This window comes from Paraburkholderia sp. 22098 (genome assembly GCF_052045935.1).
Lineage (GTDB): Bacteria > Pseudomonadota > Gammaproteobacteria > Burkholderiales > Burkholderiaceae > Paraburkholderia > Paraburkholderia caledonica.
In genome coordinates this window covers 340,102-360,378 of sequence record NZ_JBQEPV010000004.1, presented here as the reverse complement: position 1 = coordinate 360,378, position 20,277 = coordinate 340,102, and the positions used below count along the sequence as shown (strand labels likewise).

Here is a 20,277-nt window from a genome sequence, read left to right as displayed (position 1 = left end):
CGAGGACTTCGTGTGACTTCATGAGTGACATCATGATTGGCCGAAAAAGCCTGCATGACGCGTTCGCGAAGTCCGCATGACACGCGTCACACTTCGGCTTTTTCCTTCACGACCTTCGGCGCCTTGTTGTGCTCGAGGATGAAGTCGCGCAACTGCGGATAAATGATCGTGCGCCAGCGGCGGCCCGAAAAGATACCGTAGTGCCCGCACTTTTCCGCCGTGAAGTGACGCTTGTTGTTCTCCGGAATGCCGGTGCACAACCCGTGAGCGGCATAGGTCTGACCGTCGCCGGAAATGTCGTCCAGTTCGCCTTCAATCGTGAAGAGCGCAGTTTTCGTGATGTCCTGCGGACGCACGCGTTCGCCGGCCACGTCCCAGGTACCTTCGGCCAGACAGAACTCCTGAAACACCACGCGGATCGTGTCCAGGTAGTAATCGGCGTCCATGTCGAGCACGGCGTTGTACTCGTCGTAGAAGCGGCGATGCGCTTCCGCGTCGTCTTCGTCGCCACGCAGGAGGCTCTGGTAGAAGTCCCAATGCGAAGCCGCATGACGTTCCGGGTTCATCGCGACAAAGCCCGTGTGTTGCAGGAAGCCCGGGTACACCTTGCGGCCCACGCCCGGATAGTTCGGCGGCACCGTGAAGATCACGTTGTTTTCGAACCATTCGTAGGAGTGTTGCGTGGCGAGCGAGTTGACCGACGTGGGGCTCTTACGCGCGTCGATAGGCCCGCCCATCATGGTCATGGTGCGCGGCGTGTCTTCGCCGCGGCTCGCCAGCAACGAAATGGCGGCGAGCACCGGCACCGTCGGCTGGCACACGGAGATCACATGCAGATTCTTCGCGCCGATGTGGCGGATGAATTCCTGAATGTAGGCGACGTAATCGTCGAGATGAAACTCGCCGTCTTCGAGCGGCACCATGCGCGCGTCGATCCAGTCGGTCAGATAGACCTTGTGGTCCTGCAACAACGTGCGCACTGTGTCACGCAGCAGCGTGGCATGGTGGCCCGATAACGGCGCGCAGACCAGCACGACCGGTTCGTCCTTGAGCTGGGTCACGGCGTCGCTGTCGTCCGCGAAACGCTTGAAGCGCATCAGACGGCAGAACGGCTTTTCGATGATCGTTTGCTCGATGATCGGAATGTTGTGACCGTCTTTGACGATCTGATGCAGATTGAACTCCGGCTTCTCGTAATCTTTACCAAGCCGGTAGAGCAGTTCGTAGCCGGCGGAAAGGCGCGTGGCACCGGGCACGTAGGCCAGCGGGCTGGCAGGATTCGCGAACGATTTGGACGCGGCCTGAGCCCAGGCGGTAAGCGGGCTCAGCATAGCCCGCTGGAATTCGTGCAATTGGTAGAGCATGGGTGCTCCGTTTTAAGCGGTTCGCATGGGGCTTCGCAAACACGCGTGTGGCGTTGCGGCAGGCCATTCTTGGTTGTTGGCACACTATTTTTGGGCCGACAGACGGTTCGATGATATAGAAACAAGTGGTGTTGTGCAATGCAGCAATCTGGTGGTGTGAATCCGTGAAAATGTCATTGAATCATGCTACTGGCGATGTTGCTGTGCCGCTATCCGGGCTTGCAGCAGCCTCAAGTTCCGCCTGGTGCATGCCGTTATGAGACGGCTGACCCGTGGCCCGCGCCATCGCCTGTTCGTGTTTCATCAGGTTCAGCCCGGTATTGACGAGCGACACATGCGAGAACGCCTGCGGGAAGTTGCCAACCAGGCGTTTCGCCGCCGGATCGTATTCCTCCGCGAGCAGCCCGACGTCGTTGCATAGTCCGAGCAGCCGTTCGTACATGGCGATCGCTTCGTCAAGCCGGCCTTGCAGCGCCAGGTTGTCCACCATCCAGAACGAGCAAGCCAGAAACGTGCCTTCCCCCGGCGGAAGGCCGTCGTCGAATTCGGTCGTGCGGTAGCGCATCACGAAACCGTCGTGCATCAGGTCGCGTTCGATCGCCTCCACCGTACCTTTGATTCGTGGATCGTTCGGCGGCAGGAAGCTCACGAGTGGCATGAGCAGCACGCTGGCGTCCAGCTGGTCGCTGCCGTACGCCTGCACAAACGCGTTGCGCGACGGGTTCCACGCCTTTTCGCAGACTTCCGCGTGAATCTGCGCGCGGGTGGCGCGCCATTCGTCGAGCGGGCCTTCGAGCTTGAACATTTCCGCCGATGCAAGCGCACGGTCGAACGCAACCCACGCCATGACCTTCGAGAAAGTGAAATGCTGGCGCCCGCCGCGCGTCTCCCAGATGCCCTCGTCGGGTTGCTGCCAGATCGTCGTCAGGTGGCGCAGCAGCGCGCATTGCACGTTCCACGCGGTGTCGTCTGCCTGCAGGCCGCCGACGCGGGCCAGATGCAGCGCGTTCATCACCTCGCCGTACACGTCCAGCTGAAGCTGCCCCACCGCGTTATTGCCGATCCGCACGGGCTTCGCGCCCTGATAGCCGGGCAGCCAGTCGATCTCGAACTCGGGCAGGCGCCGCTCGCCGGCGAGCCCATACATGATCTGCAACTGGTCGGGCGCGCCGGCCGTGACGCGGCCGAGCCAGCTGCGCCATGCACGCGCCTCGTCGTAATAGCCGCCGCGCATCAGCGCGAGCAGCGTAATGGTCGCGTCGCGCAGCCAGCAGTAGCGGTAGTCCCAGTTGCGCGTGCCGCCCAGCTGTTCGGGCAGCGACGTGGTGGGCGCGGCGACGATTCCGCCAGTCGGCTCGTAGGCGAGCGCCCGCAGCGTGATCAGCGAGCGACGGATCGGCTCGGCCCATCTTCCCTGGATGCTGCCGCGCGCCGACCATTCGAGCCAATGGTTCTCGGTGCGTGCGAGCGCCGTGTGCGGATCGCGTGCCGGCGGCAGCCGCAAGTGCGAAGCCGCGTAGGCGAGCGAGAAGGGCACGCGTTCGCCTTCCTTGACGGTGAATTCGGCCACCGTTTTCATGTTCTCGCCGACGAGTTCAACGGGCGTGCGCAGCACCGCGTTATCCGGGCCGACGATCGCGCGGATGCCGCTCTCGTTCTTCAGACGTTGGACCCACGGAATCGAGAAGCCGTAGTCGAAGCGCAGCACGAGTTCCATCTTCATGCGCACGGTGCCTCGTTTGCCGACGACGATACGCACCATCTCCGACCAGCCGTTGCCCGGCGGCATGAAATCCACGAGCGTCACCGCGCCTTCGGGCGTTTCGAAGTCGGTTTCGAGTATCAGCGTTTCGCCCCGATACCGGCGGGTGATTTTCACGGGCGCGTCGGTATCGGGACAAATCAGCCATCGGCCGTTGTCCGGCGTGCCGAGCAGCGCGGCGAAACATGCTCCAGAGTCGAATCGCGGCCAGCAAAGCCAGTCGACGGAACCTTCGCGGGAAATGAGCGCGGCGGTGTGGCCGTCGCCGATGAGCGCATAGTCTTCGATGGGTGCGGGCATGAGGTTGCGTATCAGTGCGTTTGAGTAGCAGGTGCGGCGCAACGGGCCCCACCTGTTCGTTGTTCTTTCCGGACTCGCTGGCGGTTTTTCGGCTTGGTCGGCAATGCGGCAAAACGCGAGTTGGTAAATTTCGAGCCTATGCCTACAATCAGTAATCTGGCCGGCGCGGAATTCTTCACTGTTTTGCGAACCGGCTTGCCCATCGCGCATGCACACGCCGTTTCGAGGACGAAAGCCATGCTGAATCCGTCAAAATCCGACTGCATCACGATTCTCTCCGCCGCGAGCCAGCTTGCGGACGATTCAATGTTGCCTCTCGATCACAGCCGCCTTGGTCTGAGCCGCAACGGCATGCAGACCGCCGCGAGCTTTCTGATCGAACGAGCCTGCTTCCGGCGTTATCAGGAAGGTGACGGCCATTATGCCGTCGGCGCGCTGTCGCTGCAGGGGCGCTGGCGTCTGGAACAGCTTTCGAACGGCTGACGCCGGCGTCTTCCGCGAGCGGCATTGACATCGGGCGGCGCCCGGACCTTGTCTTGCCAGGGCGCCTGACGTCTATTCTTGCCAGCCTGCGGCAGTGACCGCACGGTCTTGTCGGGCCGTGCGCACTTGCGCTTGCGTGCTCCCACGCGTTCGTGCAGTTCGTGCACGTTGAGCACTGTCGCCGGGCGGCAGTGTCGGCGAAGTTCGCACACCCGCCGCCCATCCACTTCGCATCGAAATATGCCGGGCCGTCTTGCGCCCGGCTGCCGCGCTCAGAAGTGCGAAGACCCCACGCCAAAAATCCCAATGATCCCGATGATGATCAGATAGAGCGCGACGATATAGTTCAACAGCCGCGGCATCACGAGAATCAGTATGCCGGCGATCAACGAAACCAGCGGGCCCAGGCTGAGTGTGACGTTCATGAATACTCCGTAGTGTGGTGAGACGCGATTAAAAAAGATCCCGTTCAGGCGGGACAATTGCTACCCATGCAGCGGCCGGCGTTGCAGCATCCGAGTTCTAAAACAGTCCGCTACGCGACTGACTAGCTGCCGACAGGTTCGCGCGGCCCGCTTCGCTGCATCATCCGTTGCAACACTTTTATACTTGCTCGACGTGAACAACGCTCGACCGTCGCGCGGCAGACCAGAGACGCCATTACAACCAGTTCATGCAAATAAACGATGTAGAGGAGGTTATATGCTTCGTCGTCACCGGGCCGCAGTGCGCGCCGCCTCAGGTGTTACTCAGCCTTCTTCGTATGCCGATGCGGGCTCCCCTTCACGGCGCGCGCGCACATGGGCTCCCATGCACTCCGCCGGCTCGATCATAAAAGGTTTCGCGCTCATGGTCTCGATTGTCGCTTCGCCCGCGTTCGCCCAGGACGCCGGCCCCGCTCCCGCCGACGGCGTCTATGACATGCTGGTCGGCACCTATACCGGCGGCAAGAGCGAGGGCTTGTATGTCTATCGCTTCGACACGAAGACCGGCGACGCGACGCGCGTCTCGGTCGCGCAGACGGTCAACCCGTCGTATCTGGTGGTGAGCCGCGACCGCCGGTTCGTCTATGCCGTCAACGAACTGCCTGGCGACAACGGACCGGCCAGTCAGCGCGGCGGCATCAGCGCATTTCGCTTCGACGCCGCGAGCGGCCAGTTGAGCTTCCTCAACAAGGTTTCCGCCGACGGCAACGACCCGTGCTACCTGAGTCTCTCACCGGATGGCAAATATCTGCTGACCGCGAACTATTCGGTTGCGGCCGACCCGGGCGGCAGCTTCGCGGTGTTTCCGGTGCAGGCGGACGGCCAGCTCGGCGCGTCGGTGTTGACGGTGCATCATGAAGGCGGCGGCCCGGTGAAAGGACGCCAGGACAACTCGCACGTGCACTCCACTGTCTTTTCGCCGGACGGACGTTATCTGTTCGCGCAGGATCTCGGCGCCGACAAGCTCTATTCGTACCGCTACACGCCCGACGGCAGTCGCGGCCTGTTCGGTCCGACCGACTGGCGCTATACGCAGGAGAAGCCGGGCACGGGCCCCCGGCATCTGGTGTTCGGCGTCGACGGCAAGCATGCGTATCTGACGAGCGAGCTCGCCGCCACCGTCAGCATCTTCAATTACGACGACGGCAAGCTCACGCAGGTCCAGACAGTCTCGCTAACGGAGCCCGGCTTCAAGGGCGCGGTCGGGGCGGCGGCGATCCATCTGTCGCCGGACGGGCGGTTCCTGTACGCGACCAATCGCGGCGACGCGAACGAGATCGTGATCTTCTCCGTCGATCCGACGAACGGACATCTGAAAAAGATCGGTCATCAATCGAGCCTTGGAAAGTCGCCGCGCGAATTCGCGATCGACCCCACGGGGAAATGGCTGATCGTCGGCAATCAGAACAGCGACACGGTCTACGTGTTCAGGCGCGACCTGCAGAGCGGCTTGCTCGAAGCGAACCCGAAGCGTATCGAGATCGGCTCGCCGGTTGACTTCAAGCTCGTGTCGCCGTCGTGAGGGACGGGCCCGCATCTGTGCGCAGGTGAGGGAACCACTGAATCATGCGTGCAAGCATGCACGCCGTACGCTGCATGCTGCATGAAAAACGGGCCGCTTCGAGCGGCCCGTTGTTTTGTAGCAAGCCTGGCTCGCCTCGTAACGCGCATTCGATGCGTCGGCGAAGCTGACCGCCAGTCAGACAGGCTTACTCCGCAGGTCCAGGCGCGAGCACTTCACGGCTGCCGTTGATACCCATGGCCGACACCAGCCCAGCGGTTTCCATCTGTTCGACAAGACGCGCCGCACGGTTATAGCCGATGCGCAATTGCCGCTGCACCGATGAAATCGACGCGCGCCGCGTGCGGACGACAAACGCAACGGCTTCGTCGTACAGCGGATCGGCTTCGGCATCCGGCGAGTCGCCGAACAGGTCCTGCGCCGCGCCGCCGTCGGTCGCGGGGCCGTCGAGAATGCCTTCCTCGTATTGCGGCTCGCCGAACTGCTTCAGATACTCGACGATCGCGTGCACTTCCTCGTCCGCGACGAACGCGCCGTGCACGCGCTGTGGATAGCCCGTGCCTGGCGGCAGGAACAGCATGTCGCCCTGGCCGAGCAGCGACTCCGCGCCCATCTGGTCGAGAATCGTGCGCGAGTCGATCTTCGACGACACCTGGAATGCGACGCGCGTCGGAATGTTCGCCTTGATGAGCCCGGTGATTACGTCCACCGAAGGGCGCTGCGTCGCGAGAATCAAGTGGATGCCGGCGGCGCGCGCTTTTTGCGCAAGCCTCGCGATCAGTTCCTCGATTTTCTTGCCGGCCACCATCATGAGGTCGGCAAGTTCGTCGATCACCACGACGATCAGCGGAAGAGGCGCGAGCGGCTCGGGCGCCTCCGGCGTCAGTGAAAACGGATTGCCCAGCTTCTTGCCCTTCGCTTCTGTGTCGCGAATTTTCTGATTGAAGCCTGCGAGGTTGCGCACGCCGACCGCGGACATCAGGCGGTAGCGCTTTTCCATTTCGCCGACGCACCAGTTCAGCGCGTTGGCCGCGAGCTTCATGTCGGTGACGACCGGTGCGAGCAGATGCGGAATGCCCTCGTAGACCGACAGCTCCAGCATTTTCGGGTCGATCATGATGAGGCGCACTTCCTCGGGCGTCGCCTTGTAGAGGAGCGAGCAGATCATCGCGTTGATCGCGACCGACTTGCCCGAGCCGGTCGTGCCCGCAACCAGCATGTGCGGCGCCTTTGCCAGATCGGCGACGACCGGATGGCCGGTAATGTCCTTGCCCATCGCCAGTGTCAATTGCGAATGCGAGTTCTGATAGACGCTCGCTTCGAGAATCTCGGACAGGCGGATCGTCTGGCGCTTCGCGTTCGGCAATTCGAGGCCCATGCACGTCTTGCCGGGAATCGTTTCGACGACACGGATCGACGTGAGTCCGAGACCGCGTGACAGGTCCTTCATCAACCCGACGATCTGACTGCCGCGCACCCCGAGCGCCGGTTCGACCTCGAAACGCGTGATGACGGGACCTGCCGACGCGCCGACCACCGTCACCGGCACCTTGAATTCCTGCAGGCGCTGTTCGATCAGAAGACCGGTCTCGATGAGCTTTTCCTCAGAAACGGGCTCGACGTCGGTATCGGCGGGCGCAAGCAGATCGAGCGTGGGCAATTCGACCATCGACGCGGCCGGCGCGTGGAACTCGAAGCCGTTAGTCGGGCTGTGGCCGCGCAGCGGCGTGCGCTGCACGGGCGGTTCGGCCGCAGGCACCGGTTCGTGCCCGGCGTTCGATGCCGCCGGCGGTGGAGAGGGCGGCGCGGAATAGGTGGCGTCCACGTCCAGAGCGGGAGCGTGGATCGACGGCGCGGTCGGGGGTGCGCCGAGGCTTTCCTCGTCATTCTGTTGCGCATGCGGTTGCGGTACCGCCTGGTCGCGCGTTGCCGTGTGCGCTTGGGTTACCAGGCTGGGCAAACGAACCACGTTAGACGACGCCGGCGTCGCAGCGCCTGGCTCCGGCGCGCCGGTTGTATCTGCCACAGGTGCGGCGTTCGGTTCGACCGATGTGGTCGCTTGATCCGCGAGGGTAGGGGGCGTGTGCAGGTCGGCAGTGGCTGGGGATGCCAAGCCTGCGGTGGTTTCGCTCGTATCTGTGTTTGTGCCTGTGTTTGTGCCTGTGATTGCCGCGTACTGGACCTGTGGAGCGTGGACCGGAGCGTTGTCTGGCGCAATGTCCGGAGCGACCGACACCGGCCGGATCACGAGCGGCGTAGCGGAGTCTTCGACTTGTGCGTCGCGGTGCTGACCTGCAAGCGTGGTCGGGCTGTCGGGACGGTCGTCCGGCTGTTGCGCCGACGAAGGCAGATCTTCTTCCCAAGGCGGCGTCTGCGACGGCGCGTCGGGCTCCTGCAGTCGGGTTGCAAAGATGCCGAACGGCGTGCGATTGAGCGGTGGTGCGGCAACCGGCAGTGTTGGCACGACCGTCGATGCCGTCCCCGCTGCGGGCACGATCGCCGGCGTTGACGGCGTTGACGGCGTTGCAAGTTCAGTCGGCAAGCTTATCGGCGCTTGAATGACCGGCGGCTCAATCGGCCACTGCACGAGTGGCACCGTACTGCTCGTAGCCGGCGCCTCGGGCTCCGTCCGCAGCGTGTGAGCGTGCGCGACAACCGGCGTTTCATGCGGCGTTTCAAGTGCAGTTTGTTCCACTGACATTGAAGGCTGCATGCCAACGGGCCGCTCGAACGGCGTTTCATCGGCGTGGATCGCATCGACTTGCGGCGCATTGCTCGCCGCCGGACTTGCGACATCGTCAGACTCTGCCTGATCCGCGAATGAAGGCGGCTCGACGTTGCCGTAGTGCGAAACTTCCCCGCTTGAAGCGGCGCTCGCACCCGACGGCGGCATGTTCGGCTCCGCGATCTTCGCAACGTCCGCGCCGGTGCTTCGCGCGAGGCTGACGCCGGCGATATCCGTCCAGCGGGCGGCGTTCTCGGCAATGCTGCGCAGCGTCTCCTGGACGCTGGCTGGCGGCGTGACCTTCTGTGTTGCAGGCAAGGGCCGCGTGTAGCTCGGCGCGGCCGACAACGGACGACGCGTGCCCGAAACCGAAGCGACATCCTGGGTGCGCGGGGCCGATGGCGGCACTTGCGCCGGCGATGCCGCGCGATTGAACGGCGTCGAAGCAGGGTTGAGCGCGGCGCGGCCATCGCCGGATCCGCTCGGCGACGTCGTACCGGCAGGCCCGCGCGGACCCGCGGTTGTGCTCGCTGCAAAGCGCGCGGCATGCGCATCAGCGCCTTGCATACCGGCGGTCATTCCCGCCGCACCCATGCCGGTTCCCAACGATCCACTGCCTCGCGGGTCACGAGTTGGGCGGCCTGTGCCGAGCGAGCCGTTATCGGCCGCCGCGTTTTGCGCTGCTGTGCTCACAGTAGACGCACGCGGCTGCGACGTGGTCTCGCGCAGCCAACCAGCCGGTGCGACCGGCTCCGTCGGCGCCCAAGTCGCCTTCCCGGCAGACGACCCATGCATAGGCGTCTGTGACGTTGCGTGCCGCGCCGGATTCGCGCTGCCGGTGACCAGAACCGGCTCGGCTTGCGAGCTTCGGCTGCGCGGCGCAACTCGCCCGGCTCTCCAGCTTTCGCCGGTCGCGCGCGTTGGCGCGTCCCTGCCAGCGGCAGATCCGGCAGCGCCGACGCCTGCAGCCCCGGCGCCACCCGCAGCGCGTGCCTTGACAGGCGGTCGCCAAACGGTGGGCCGCGAATAGCGCCCTTTGGTTTTGGGCGCCATCGTGTTCATGGGACTGGAAATGTGCGGCGACGCGGCATCGTCGATGCGATGGCGGCGCGCTTCATCGTCACGCCTTGCGAGACCGCGCGAGCCGAGGCCGAGGCCGAACGCGCCGTCGGCCCACGCGAGAAACTCGCGCCAGTGGAAACCGATCAGCCAGGGCAGGCTGACCAACAGCAGCGCCAGCGCTGCCAGCGGCGTGCCGATATGTCCGAGCAGATGGCCGAAGCCCGCCGCGAGCGCATGGCCGATCGCGTTTGTGCCGGTCGCGCCGATCAGCGACGCCTCCAGCGTGCAACTCGCCACCATCACGCAGACGAAGCCGAGCCAGAGCCGGATCGTGCCGGGGCCGCGCAAACCCGCGCCGCCCGGCAGCATCGACTTGACGAGCCGCCATATGAGAGGAATGAACCAGACGGCCGACCCGCCGAACCAGCCGAAAACTACCGTGTGCATACTCGACATCAACAAATGACGGATTGAGGGAAACGCAATCCGTCGAGTTTAAACCGGCGAAGCCCGAGGGCTTCGAAGGCGGACACAAGTATGCCTGCGTCCTCGTGCAAACCGGGCGGCGCGCCGAATAATGCGCACGCCGCCCGCGCTACTGCTACTTGACGCTACGCTCGAACACCAGCGTATCGCCGTTATCGAGCACCAGCTGCATTTGCTGCGGCTCACGCATCTGCACGCCGGTCCGTTCGATGTGCGTCAGCGCGCTCAGGTAGGTGCCTTCAATCTGCCCGCCCGGCGTCGCGCAAGCCATGCGTGTGCCGCCCAGCGTGCCGAAACTGAGCTTGCCGTCTTTTAGCGAGTACGAGCCCATATAGCGATTGCAGCCGGAAAAGCCGCTCGCGTGGCGCTGGCCCTTCGCGGTCGAAAGCGTGAGTGTGATCGGCGCGCCGAGATTCGCGAACGGAATCGTGCGGGCCGTGCCGTCCGGCTGCTTCCATCCGGTGAGAACCCAGCTCGTGTCGTCGAGTAATTGAGTGGCGGCGGGGTTGAACGGGTCGGGCGCGGGGGCTTCCGAATCCGGATGCTTCGGAATCGCGCAGGCGCCGAGCAGCGCCGCGACGCTCAACGCGGCGAGGACCGTGCGCGCAAATGGAGCAATGCCCGCAAGACGTCGCGTGGAGAAGCTTGGATGCATGGCGTCGTTCCTCTTGAAACTGGCAAAGGCGTAAGGGTAACGCACTCGGTGCGTCGAGCGCTCACGCAGATTGCGGCAGCGCCCCTATTGCGCCGCATTCGAGGTCAGCGCGCGGCAGCTCTTCGAGCGCACCGCGCAGATCGGAGCGGTCGCCGCGAGCAAGGCGCGGCGAGGGGCCCGCATGTTAACATCGTGCTCTACCCAATCCCACCCTCATCCGACTTTTATCTGGAGACCCCATGCAGATCGGCCAACGGATCGGCACGCCGCTTTCTGAATCCGCCACGCGCGTCATGCTGCTCGGCGCCGGTGAACTCGGCAAGGAGGTGATCATCTCGCTGCAGCGGCTGGGCGTCGAGGTCATTGCCGTCGACCGTTATCCGAACGCGCCGGGCCATCAGGTCGCGCACCGCACGCACGTGATCGACATGACCGACGGCGCCGCGCTGCGCGCGCTCGTCGAGCAGGAACGCCCGCATCTGATCGTCCCCGAAATCGAGGCGATCGCAACCGACGCGCTTGCCGCTATCGAAAGCGACGGTCTTGCCGAGGTGATTCCGACCGCGCGCGCCACGCAGCTCACAATGAACCGCGAAGGCATCCGCCGTCTTGCCGCCGAAGAACTCGGCTTGCCCACCTCGCCGTATGCGTTCGCCGATTCGCTCGATGAACTGCGGGCGGGCATCGCCAAGGTCGGTTATCCGTGCGTGGTGAAGCCGGTCATGTCGTCGTCGGGCAAGGGGCAATCGGTGCTGAAAAGCGACGCCGACGTCGAGCCCGCCTGGCAGTATGCAATGGCCGGCGGGCGAGTGAATCACGGCCGCGTGATCGTCGAAGGCTTTATCGACTTCGACTACGAAATCACGCAGTTGACCGTGCGCGCCGTCGATCCGTCGACTGGTGAAGTCGCCACGTACTTCTGCGATCCGATCGGTCATGTGCAGGTGGCGGGCGACTATGTCGAATCGTGGCAGCCGCAGCCCATGAACCCGCTCGCACTCGAACGTTCGCGTGAAGTCGCGCACAAGGTGACGGCCGCGCTCGGCGGACGTGGCCTCTTCGGCGTGGAACTTTTCGTCCGCGGCGATGACGTATGGTTCTCGGAAGTCAGCCCGCGTCCGCACGACACGGGTCTCGTTACGCTGTGCTCGCAACGCTTTTCGGAATTCGAATTGCACGCGCGCGCAATTCTGGGTTTGCCGGTCGATACGTCGTTGCGCGCGCCCGGTGCGTCGGCGGTGATTTACGGCGGGCTCGATGAAGCGGGCATCGCCTTCGAAGGCGTTGCTGCGGCGCTCGCCGTGCCGAATGCGGACCTGCGCCTTTTCGGCAAGCCGGAGAGCTTCGTCAAGCGCCGCATGGGCGTGGCGCTGGCAACCGGCGGCAACATCGACGAAGCACGCTCGCGCGCGAAAGAGGCCGCGGCGGCGGTGCGTCCGGTGTCGGGAAAGTCTGCGCAATGACGCGCTCGCGAGCGTGCCGGCCAGCCCGGCGCGATCGCAGCCTGATTGTCCGAGCCCACGAATGAATGGTCTCACCGAAGTCGAGGTACGAATGTCGCAGGAATCCGGCAGCACAGTGACGCGCGGCTCAACCCGGCACGGCAACGCCGTTCGTCTCGGCGCTCTTGGCGTGTTGTTCGCGCTTTGCGCGGCGTTGACGGGCTGCGGGCTCGCCGCTGCACCGTGCCGAATTGCGTCCGCCGGTCTGAAGATCGTGCCGGTGGTCGGGCACGTGGCCGCCGCGCCGACCGACGCCTGCGCCGACGTCATCGACCCTTGATCAGCAACGAGCGGGGCATTCAATGAAGAAAAGGCTGGTTGCAGTGAGCCTCGCGGCAATGTGTGGCTATGCGTTCGCCGCGCCCTTGCATCTCGACGACGTTCAGGCGAAAAATCGTCAAACGCGTAAATACACCTGCGCGACCGGCAGGATCCTGCACGTCACCTACTGGAATACGGCCAACGGCCAGAGCTTCGCGCTCGTGCCCGTGAAGGGCAAACAACTGCTGTTCGTCAACACGATTGCTGCGTCCGGCGTGAAATATCAGGCCGGCAGCTATACCTGGTGGACCAAGGGTCCGCGCGCCGATCTCTACGACGCCATGGCCGGCGAAGACGCGCCGCCAGTTCTGTCCGACTGCATCACCCTCAATCGCTGAAGGCCGGCCGAGGCAGTGCCGGAATCCCGCCTCGATATCATCGAGCGGCCGGCCGAAGCCGTCGGCCTTTTGTTTTCTCGCGCTGCAGTGTCTCCGTGCGCGCATCATTTCTTCCCGAGTAGTAAGCTGTCCGGCGTGGCATTGCGCGTGTCGTCGTGACTGTTGTCGCCGTTGCTGTCTCTGCGGTCGTCCTGAGTCTCCGATCGTCCGTTTCCGCTCACCCACGGCCAGGCCTTGCGCCCGCGTCCGTACCATCAAGCGAGACCCTCCATGAAAGCATCCGACCTGTTCGTCAAATCGCTGGAAGCCGAAGGTGTCGAGTATGTGTTCGGCATCCCCGGTGAAGAAAATCTCGATCTGCTCGAATCGCTGCGCCGCTCGAAAATCCGCTTGATCCTTACGCGTCATGAACAGGCAGCGGGCTTCATGGCCGCGACCTACGGACGTCTGACGGGCCGCACCGGCGTGTGTCTTGCAACGCTCGGCCCGGGCGCGACCAACTTCGTGACGGCGGCGGCCTACGCGCAGCTGGGCGGCATGCCAATGCTGATGGTCACGGGCCAGAAGCCGATCAAGTCGAGCAAGCAGGGCCATTTTCAGATTGTCGATGTCGTGCGGATGATGGAGCCGCTCACCAAGTACACGCGCCAGATCGTGTCCATCGCCAATATTCCGGCCGCGGTGCGCGAGGCCGTCAGGCAGGCCGAAGAAGAACGCCCCGGCGCCACGCATCTCGAGTTGCCCGAAGACGTCGCGCACGAAGAGGGCGACGGCAAGCCGATTCCGAAGAGCTACAGCCGGCGTCCGGTCGCCGAGGAAAAAGCGGTCGCGCGAGCCGTTGAAGCCATCATGAAAGCGAAGCATCCGTTGCTGATGATCGGCGCGGGAGGCAACCGCAAGACCACGACGAAGATGCTGCGCGAGTTCGTCGACCAGATCGGCATCCCGTTCTTCACCACGCAGATGGGCAAGGGCGTAATCGACGAATCGCATCCTATGTGGCTCGGCAACGCCACGTTGTCCGACGGCGACTTCGTGCACCGCGCGATCGATCACGCCGACTGCATCATCAATGTCGGGCACGACGTGATCGAGAAGCCGCCGTTCTTCATGCGCAGCGGCGAGGCCGGCGAGAAAACGGTGATTCACGTCAACTTCCTCGGCGCGGAAGTCGATACCGTGTATTTCCCGCAGATCGAAGTGGTCGGCGACATCGCCAATGCGGTGTGGCAGCTAAAGGAGAGCCTGAAGGAGCGCCAGGAACACTGGGACTTCACGCGCTTCAAGGAGATCAAGGAGCACTTCGAGGCGCATCTGGTGAAAGGCCAGCACGACGACCGCTTTCCGATGTATCCGGTGCGGCTCGTCAACGACGTGTACGAGACCACGCCCGTCGACGGCATCGTGTGTCTGGACAACGGCATGTACAAGATCTGGTTCGCGCGCTACTACCGTGCGCACGAACCCAATTCGCTGCTGCTCGACAACGCGCTTGCTTCGATGGGCGCCGGCTTGCCGTCCGCAATCGCCACCAAGATCGTGCACCCGGACCGCAAGGTCATGGCCGTGTGCGGCGACGGCGGCTTCATGATGAATTCGCAGGAGCTGGAAACGGCGGTGCGGCTGAAGCTCGATCTCGTGATCCTGATTTTGCGCGACGACGCGTTCGGCATGATCCGCTGGAAGCAGGAGAACATGAACTTCCCCGATTACGGCATGACGCTCGCGAATCCGGACTTCGTCGCGTACGCGCAGAGCTATGGAGCGAAGGGGCACCGGGTCGAAGCGGCGGCGGAATTCGCGCCGCTGCTGCGCGAATGTTTTGCCACGCCGGGCGTGCATGTGATCGACGTGCCCATCGACTATTCGGATAACGAGCGCGTGCTGAACCGCGAGATCAAGCGGCTTTCCGCGCAACTGTGAGCGGTGCGGGCTGCTTCGGCGCCGCGCTGTCGCTGTGACCTACCGGAAGGAGAATGCGTCATGCTGAACAAGACTTACCCGTACTACCTCGCGAACGAAGCCGTGGCGGCGAACACGGATCTCGAAGTCACCGACAAATTCAGCGGCGAAGTCGCAACGCGTGTCGCAATGGCCGACGCGGCCGCGATCGACAAGGCAATCGGCTTCGCCGTCGAAGCGATGCCCGCAATGCGTGCGTTTGCTCCGTTCAAGCGCCAGGCGGTGCTCGCGCATTGCGTGAAGCGCTTTCGTGAGCGTTACGACGAACTGGCGCTCGCACTGTGCATCGAGGCAGGCAAGCCGATCAACGACTCGAAGGGCGAAGTCACTCGCCTGATCGACACGTTCAAGGTAGCCGCCGAGGAAGCCGTGCGGATCGACGGCGAGATCGTCAATCTGCAGATTTCACCGCGTGCCAACGGTTACCACGGCTATGTGAAGCGTGTGCCCATCGGTCCGTGTTCGTTTATCTCGCCGTTCAATTTTCCGCTGAACCTGACCGCGCATAAGGTCGCGCCGGCGATTGCCGCAGGCGTGCCGTTCGTGCTGAAGCCGGCGAGCCGCACCCCGGTCGGCGCGCTGATCATGGGTGAGATTCTCGCCGAAACCGACTTGCCGAAGGGCGCCTTTTCGATTCTTCCCGCGCACCGGGACGGCGCCGATCTCTTCACGACCGACGAACGCTTCAAGCTGCTGTCGTTCACGGGCTCGCCGGCGGTGGGCTGGGAACTGAAGAAAAAGGCGGGCAAGAAGAAGGTGATTCTGGAGCTGGGCGGCAACGCGGCAGCGATTGTCGACGGCGATCAGGGCGGCAAGCTCGACTATGTCGTCGACCGGCTCGCGTTCGGCGCGTTCTATCAGTCGGGGCAAAGCTGTATCGGCGTGCAGCGGATTCTCGTGCACGCAAGCATCTACGATGCGCTGCGCGAGAAGTTGATCGCCAAAACCAGGTCGCTCGTGATGGGCGACCCGAAGGACGAAAAGACTTTCGTCGGGCCGATGATTTCCGAATCGGAGTCGAAGCGGCTCGCCGGCTGGATGGAAAGCGCGGTGCAGGCGGGCGCGACGATCGTCGCGGGCGGCAAGGTAGACGGCGCAATGTTCGAGGCCACCCTGCTCGAAGGCGTTAAGCGCGACACCGACCTGTATCGCAAGGAAGCGTTCGGGCCCGTCGTCATTCTGGAGCGTTTCGACGATTTCGGCGCTGCCCTCGCAACCGTCAACGACAGCGACTTCGGCCTCCAGGCGGGCGTGTTTACCGATTCGCTCGCGCATGCGCATCGCGCGTGGGACGAACTCGAAGTGGGCGGCGTGGTGATCAACGACGTGCCGTCGTTTCGCGTCGATAACATGCCGTACGGCGGCGTGAAGGACTCGGGGCTCGGGCGCGAGGGCGTGCGCTATGCCATCGAAGACATGACAGAACTGCGTCTGATGGTGATGCGCGAGACCTGGTGAGGTGCGGGAGTCGGTGCGGGCGCAAAACCGCTTTTCCCTCTGTCATGCGACTGTCGTTTGAACGCACTACGCTCGCCGAGCGAGGCGCACGGCGGCGCGCGCCGGCACGCGCCGCCGGGCTTTTGCCGCATAAGCAGAAAGCCGGCGCCTGCGCCATGAGTGTTTTTGCTGAAGTGCTACAATACCGGCCTTTCCGGCGGGTGTTTCCGCCGGCCGGAGCCGGCCGCATCCTTTCCCGCAACGACGGGTCCTGTGCGGAACGCCGTGGCTCCGCCTTCATCCTGATGCCTTCTGCGGTTCCGACCGCTGCCGCGCGCACGCGCCAAGCGCATTTTTAGCGAAAGCCACCATGTCCGACACAGCCGTCACCCCCAGCACTGCGACCTTCGATCAATTCGGTCTCGCACCCGACATCCTGAAAGCGGTCAAAGAATCGGGCTACACCACGCCCACGCCGATTCAGGAGCAGGCGATTCCTGTCGTGCTGGCAGGCCGCGACGTCATGGGCGCCGCGCAAACCGGCACCGGCAAGACCGCCAGCTTCTCGCTGCCGATCATCCAGCGCCTGTTGCCGCAGGCCAGCACGAGCGCTTCGCCCGCCCGCCATCCGGTGCGTGCGCTGATTCTCACGCCGACCCGCGAGCTGGCCGATCAGGTTGCGGCGAACGTTCAGTCGTATGCGAAGCACACGGCGCTGCGCAGCGCCGTCGTTTTCGGCGGCGTGGACATGAACCCGCAGTCGGAGCAGTTGCGCCGCGGCGTCGAAATTCTGATCGCCACGCCGGGCCGCCTGCTCGATCACGTGCAACAGAAAACCGCCAACCTCGGGCAGGTACAAATCCTCGTGCTCGACGAAGCCGACCGGATGCTCGACATGGGCTTCCTGCCGGACTTGCAGCGAATTCTGAATCTGCTGCCGAAAGAGCGTCAGACGCTGCTGTTTTCGGCCACGTTCTCGGGCGAAATCAAGAAGCTGGCCGCCACGTACCTGCGCAATCCGCAGACTATCGAAGTGGCGCGCAGCAACTCGACCGCGACCAATGTCACGCAGATCGTCTATGAAGTGGCCGAAGGCGACAAAACCGGCGCGGTGGTTCAGCTGATCCGCGAGCGCGGCCTGAAGCAGGTGATCGTGTTCTGCAACAGCAAGATCGGCGCGAGCCGACTTGCGCGCAGTCTGGAGCGTGACGGCGTGGTCGCGACCGCGATTCACGGCGATCGCTCGCAAAACGAGCGGATGCAGGCGCTCGATGCATTCAAGCGAGGCGAGATCGAGGCGCTGGTCGCCACCGACGTCGCCGCCCGCGGTCTGGACATCGCCGAACTGCCGGCTGTCATCAACTTCGATTTGCCGTTCAACGCCGAAGATTATGTGCACCGCATTGGCCGTACGGGCCGTGCGGGCGCTTCCGGCGACGCTTTGTCGCTGTGCAGCCCGAACGAGCGCAAGCAGCTGGCGGATATCGAGAAACTGATCAAGCGTCCGCTGGAGGTTCTGCGTCTGACCGTCGAGGCGCCCGTGCGTCATCATCACGAAGAGCGCGCACCGCGGCGTGAGCGCAGCGAGGGCCGTGACGAGCGGGGCGGTCGCCGCCGCTCGGGCGCGCCGTCGGGTTCGTTCGACCGGCCGCATCATCATCGCGCGCAGCCTGTGGACGACTTTTTCCTGAAGCCTTATGAACCGTCGCCTGCTTCGGTTCGCAAAGGCGAAGAGGCCGAGGCTGCCGGGTCGGCGCCGCAGAAGTCGTCTTCGAAGCAGCCGCTTGCGGCATTGCTGGGCGGCTTTGGCATGCCGCGCAAGTCATCGTAAAAGAGGGCGGCCGACAGTTTCAGGGTTGGCGCTGTTGCGCCGGGCGCTTGATTTAGACCGGCGGAAGTAGCTTTTCAGCGCTCATGCGAATGGCGGCCTTGGGCTTCATGGCTTGCATGCAGCGCAGCGCCAGGTCATATGGCCGAGCACATGCGCTTTGACCACGCCGCGGTCGCCGCGGTGTAGAAATCGTCCAGCGTCGTGCGGGCTTTGACGCTTGCGTCGCCATCCAGATTCAATCCCAGATGCCGCGCGGCCGCGTTCAGCGCTTCGAGCGGCTTATCGCAGTCGAGCGCGCTCGCTCCATTCTGTTTGCTGAGCTTTTCACCATACTGGTTTGTGACCACAGGCACGTGCAAGTACCGTGGCGTTGGCACGCCGAGGCATCGCTGCAAGTAAATCTGCCTTGCCGTTGAATCCATCAGATCTGCGCCCCGCACAATGTGCGTGATGCCCGCGTCGGCGTCGTCGACTACTACCGCCAGTTGATACGCCCACTGGTCGTCCGCGCGTCTCAGCACGAAATCGCCGACGTCGGTGGCGAGATTCTGCGTCTGCTTGCCCTGCCAGCGATCTTCGAAGGCGATCACGGCCGCGTCGTCGTCCGGCACGCGCAGGCGCCACGCGCGCGCCGGCTTGCCGTGCAGTCCGTTGCGACACGTGCCCGGATAGGCGAGCGTGGTGTTACGCGTATGTGCGTGCAGCAGCGAGTCGGCGATTTCCTTGCGCGTGCAGCCGCACGGATAGACGAGGCCCGCCGCCTTCAACTGTTCGAAGGCCTGCTGATAACGCGCGATGCGCGTGCTTTGCCAGACGGGTGGCTCGTCGGCGTACATGCCGAAGCGTTCGAGCGTGGCGAGGATGTCTTGCGCGGCGCCCGGCACGGTGCGCGGTCCGTCGATATCTTCAATGCGAACCAGCCATGCGCCGTGATGCGCCCGGGCGTCGAGCCAGCTTGCGAGCGCACTCACCAGCGAGCCGAAATGCAGCGGGCCGGTGGGCGAGGGCGCGAAGCGTCCGCGATAGTTCATGAGTCGGCAAGCACCGCCGTTCAGGCAGCGCGAGCCGCCTTGCTGTCCGGATGACATGCCGGACACGTCTTGCCAGGCACGTACATCGGCGACTTCTGCGCTTCGGGCGTGACCACCGCGCGGCAGCCGAAGCATTGCGCGGTCGCGGTGGGCTCGAGTTGCGGATTGAGCGCAGTGCGGTAGTCGAACACGAAGCAGTCGCCGTGATAATGCGCGCCGCCCACTTCCTCGAAATACTTGAGGATGCCGCCTTCGAGCTGATACACGTGCTCGATACCCACTTCCTTCATGTGAATCGCGGCCTTCTCGCAGCGAATCCCGCCCGTGCAGAACGACACGACGGTCTTGCCCTCCAGGTCGGCACGGTTCTGCTCGATGACTTCCGGAAACTCGCTGAATTTCGTGATGCGGTAATCGAGGGCGTTGTCGAACGTGCCGACGTCTACTTCGAACGCGTTGCGCGTGTCGAGCATGACGACCGGGCGGCCCGCGTCGTCGTAGCCGCGGTCGAGCCAGGCTTTGAGCGTGGGTGCGTCGACGAACGGCGCGCGGCCCAATTCCGGCCGAATGGCCGGCTTTTTCATTGTGATGATTTCGCGCTTGAGCTTCACCAGCATGCGCGTGAACGGCTGCTTCTCCGACAGGCTTTCCTTGAATTGCAGGCTCGCGAACTTGCCCTCGAAGAGCGGATCGTGACGGATGTAGTGGACGAACGCGTCGGTGTCCTCGCGCGTGCCCGCGACGAACAGATTGATGCCTTCCGGCGCCAGCAGAATGGTGCCGCGCAGGCCGAGCGCGTTGCAGCGCTCCGTAACGTGCGGGCGCCATGCGGCGGTGTCTTCGATGGTCGCGAAATGGTACGCGGCGAGATTGACGATACTCATGAATGTCCAGCGGTAATAAGTGGCGGCGTTGTGCGTGACGGGCGCGGCGGGCTGCAGCCGGATGGTCGCGTGCGGGGAGAACCCGAAGCGTGGAGCCCAGTGCCCGGTGCCGCGGCCACGTCGAACG

At 63.9% G+C, this 20,277-nt stretch carries 15 protein-coding genes; 8 read left to right on the top strand and 7 right to left on the bottom strand.

What is annotated here, in order from left to right; all coding sequences use genetic code 11:
• Positions 1-86: 86 nt before the first annotated feature.
• Positions 87-1,364 carry a polyhydroxyalkanoate depolymerase gene (locus tag ACTJLB_RS10850; protein WP_020065325.1) on the bottom strand — a complete coding sequence of 426 codons (1,278 nt, stop codon included), beginning with the start codon at positions 1,362-1,364 and terminating at the stop codon, positions 87-89.
• 181 nt (positions 1,365-1,545) lie between these two features.
• Complete coding sequence (locus ACTJLB_RS10845; protein WP_020065326.1) at positions 1,546-3,426, bottom strand: glycoside hydrolase family 15 protein; 1,881 nt, start codon at positions 3,424-3,426, stop codon at positions 1,546-1,548.
• A 237-nt stretch (positions 3,427-3,663) separates the two neighbouring features.
• On the opposite strand from ACTJLB_RS10845, the gene ACTJLB_RS10840 reads away from it, so the two are divergent.
• Positions 3,664-3,909: a hypothetical protein gene (locus tag ACTJLB_RS10840; protein ID WP_006048362.1), complete on the top strand. Its 246-nt coding sequence runs from the start codon at positions 3,664-3,666 to the stop codon at positions 3,907-3,909.
• A 272-nt stretch (positions 3,910-4,181) separates the two neighbouring features.
• On the opposite strand, the gene ACTJLB_RS10835 is transcribed toward ACTJLB_RS10840, so the two are convergent.
• The gene (locus tag ACTJLB_RS10835) at positions 4,182-4,334 is read right to left on the bottom strand and encodes a DUF3096 domain-containing protein (RefSeq protein ID WP_007175701.1); all 153 of its coding nucleotides are present in this window, start codon (positions 4,332-4,334) and stop codon (positions 4,182-4,184) included.
• Positions 4,335-4,611: 277 nt separating this feature from the next.
• Between ACTJLB_RS10835 and ACTJLB_RS10830 the strand changes: the two genes are divergently transcribed.
• Complete coding sequence (locus ACTJLB_RS10830; RefSeq protein ID WP_440783246.1) at positions 4,612-5,916, top strand: lactonase family protein; 1,305 nt, start codon at positions 4,612-4,614, stop codon at positions 5,914-5,916.
• A gap of 187 nt (positions 5,917-6,103) precedes the next feature.
• Here the strand turns inward: ACTJLB_RS10830 and ACTJLB_RS10825 are convergent, their stop codons facing one another.
• Positions 6,104-10,150, bottom strand: coding sequence for a DNA translocase FtsK (locus tag ACTJLB_RS10825; protein WP_440783244.1), 4,047 nt, complete (start codon positions 10,148-10,150; stop codon positions 6,104-6,106).
• A gap of 154 nt (positions 10,151-10,304) precedes the next feature.
• A complete protein-coding gene (locus tag ACTJLB_RS10820) occupies positions 10,305-10,844 on the bottom strand; it encodes an META domain-containing protein (protein ID WP_440783243.1) in 540 nt (179 codons plus the stop codon).
• 239 nt (positions 10,845-11,083) lie between these two features.
• Between ACTJLB_RS10820 and purT the strand changes: the two genes are divergently transcribed.
• The 6 genes from purT (at position 11,084) to ACTJLB_RS10790 (ending at position 18,235) form a co-directional block, all read left to right on the top strand.
• A complete protein-coding gene (gene purT, locus ACTJLB_RS10815) occupies positions 11,084-12,307 on the top strand; it encodes a formate-dependent phosphoribosylglycinamide formyltransferase (RefSeq protein WP_408189098.1) in 1,224 nt (407 codons plus the stop codon).
• 91 nt (positions 12,308-12,398) lie between these two features.
• Entirely contained in the window at positions 12,399-12,626 is a 228-nt protein-coding gene (locus tag ACTJLB_RS10810) for a DUF6726 family protein (RefSeq protein WP_087751282.1), read from the top strand.
• Positions 12,627-12,648: 22 nt separating this feature from the next.
• A complete protein-coding gene (locus ACTJLB_RS10805; protein WP_408189100.1) occupies positions 12,649-13,005 on the top strand; it encodes an MliC family protein in 357 nt (118 codons plus the stop codon).
• 270 nt (positions 13,006-13,275) lie between these two features.
• Positions 13,276-14,928: an acetolactate synthase large subunit gene (locus ACTJLB_RS10800; RefSeq protein ID WP_088174865.1), complete on the top strand. Its 1,653-nt coding sequence runs from the start codon at positions 13,276-13,278 to the stop codon at positions 14,926-14,928.
• A 60-nt stretch (positions 14,929-14,988) separates the two neighbouring features.
• A complete protein-coding gene (locus ACTJLB_RS10795) occupies positions 14,989-16,425 on the top strand; it encodes an aldehyde dehydrogenase family protein (RefSeq protein ID WP_408418944.1) in 1,437 nt (478 codons plus the stop codon).
• Between the two features lie 349 nt (positions 16,426-16,774).
• Complete coding sequence (locus ACTJLB_RS10790) at positions 16,775-18,235, top strand: DEAD/DEAH box helicase (RefSeq protein ID WP_087751231.1); 1,461 nt, start codon at positions 16,775-16,777, stop codon at positions 18,233-18,235.
• A gap of 134 nt (positions 18,236-18,369) precedes the next feature.
• On the opposite strand, the gene gluQRS is transcribed toward ACTJLB_RS10790, so the two are convergent.
• Positions 18,370-19,266 carry a tRNA glutamyl-Q(34) synthetase GluQRS gene (gluQRS, locus tag ACTJLB_RS10785; protein WP_440783339.1) on the bottom strand — a complete coding sequence of 299 codons (897 nt, stop codon included), beginning with the start codon at positions 19,264-19,266 and terminating at the stop codon, positions 18,370-18,372.
• A gap of 20 nt (positions 19,267-19,286) precedes the next feature.
• Entirely contained in the window at positions 19,287-20,150 is an 864-nt protein-coding gene (locus ACTJLB_RS10780; RefSeq protein ID WP_408418942.1) for a sulfurtransferase, read from the bottom strand.
• Positions 20,151-20,277 lie beyond the last annotated feature (127 nt).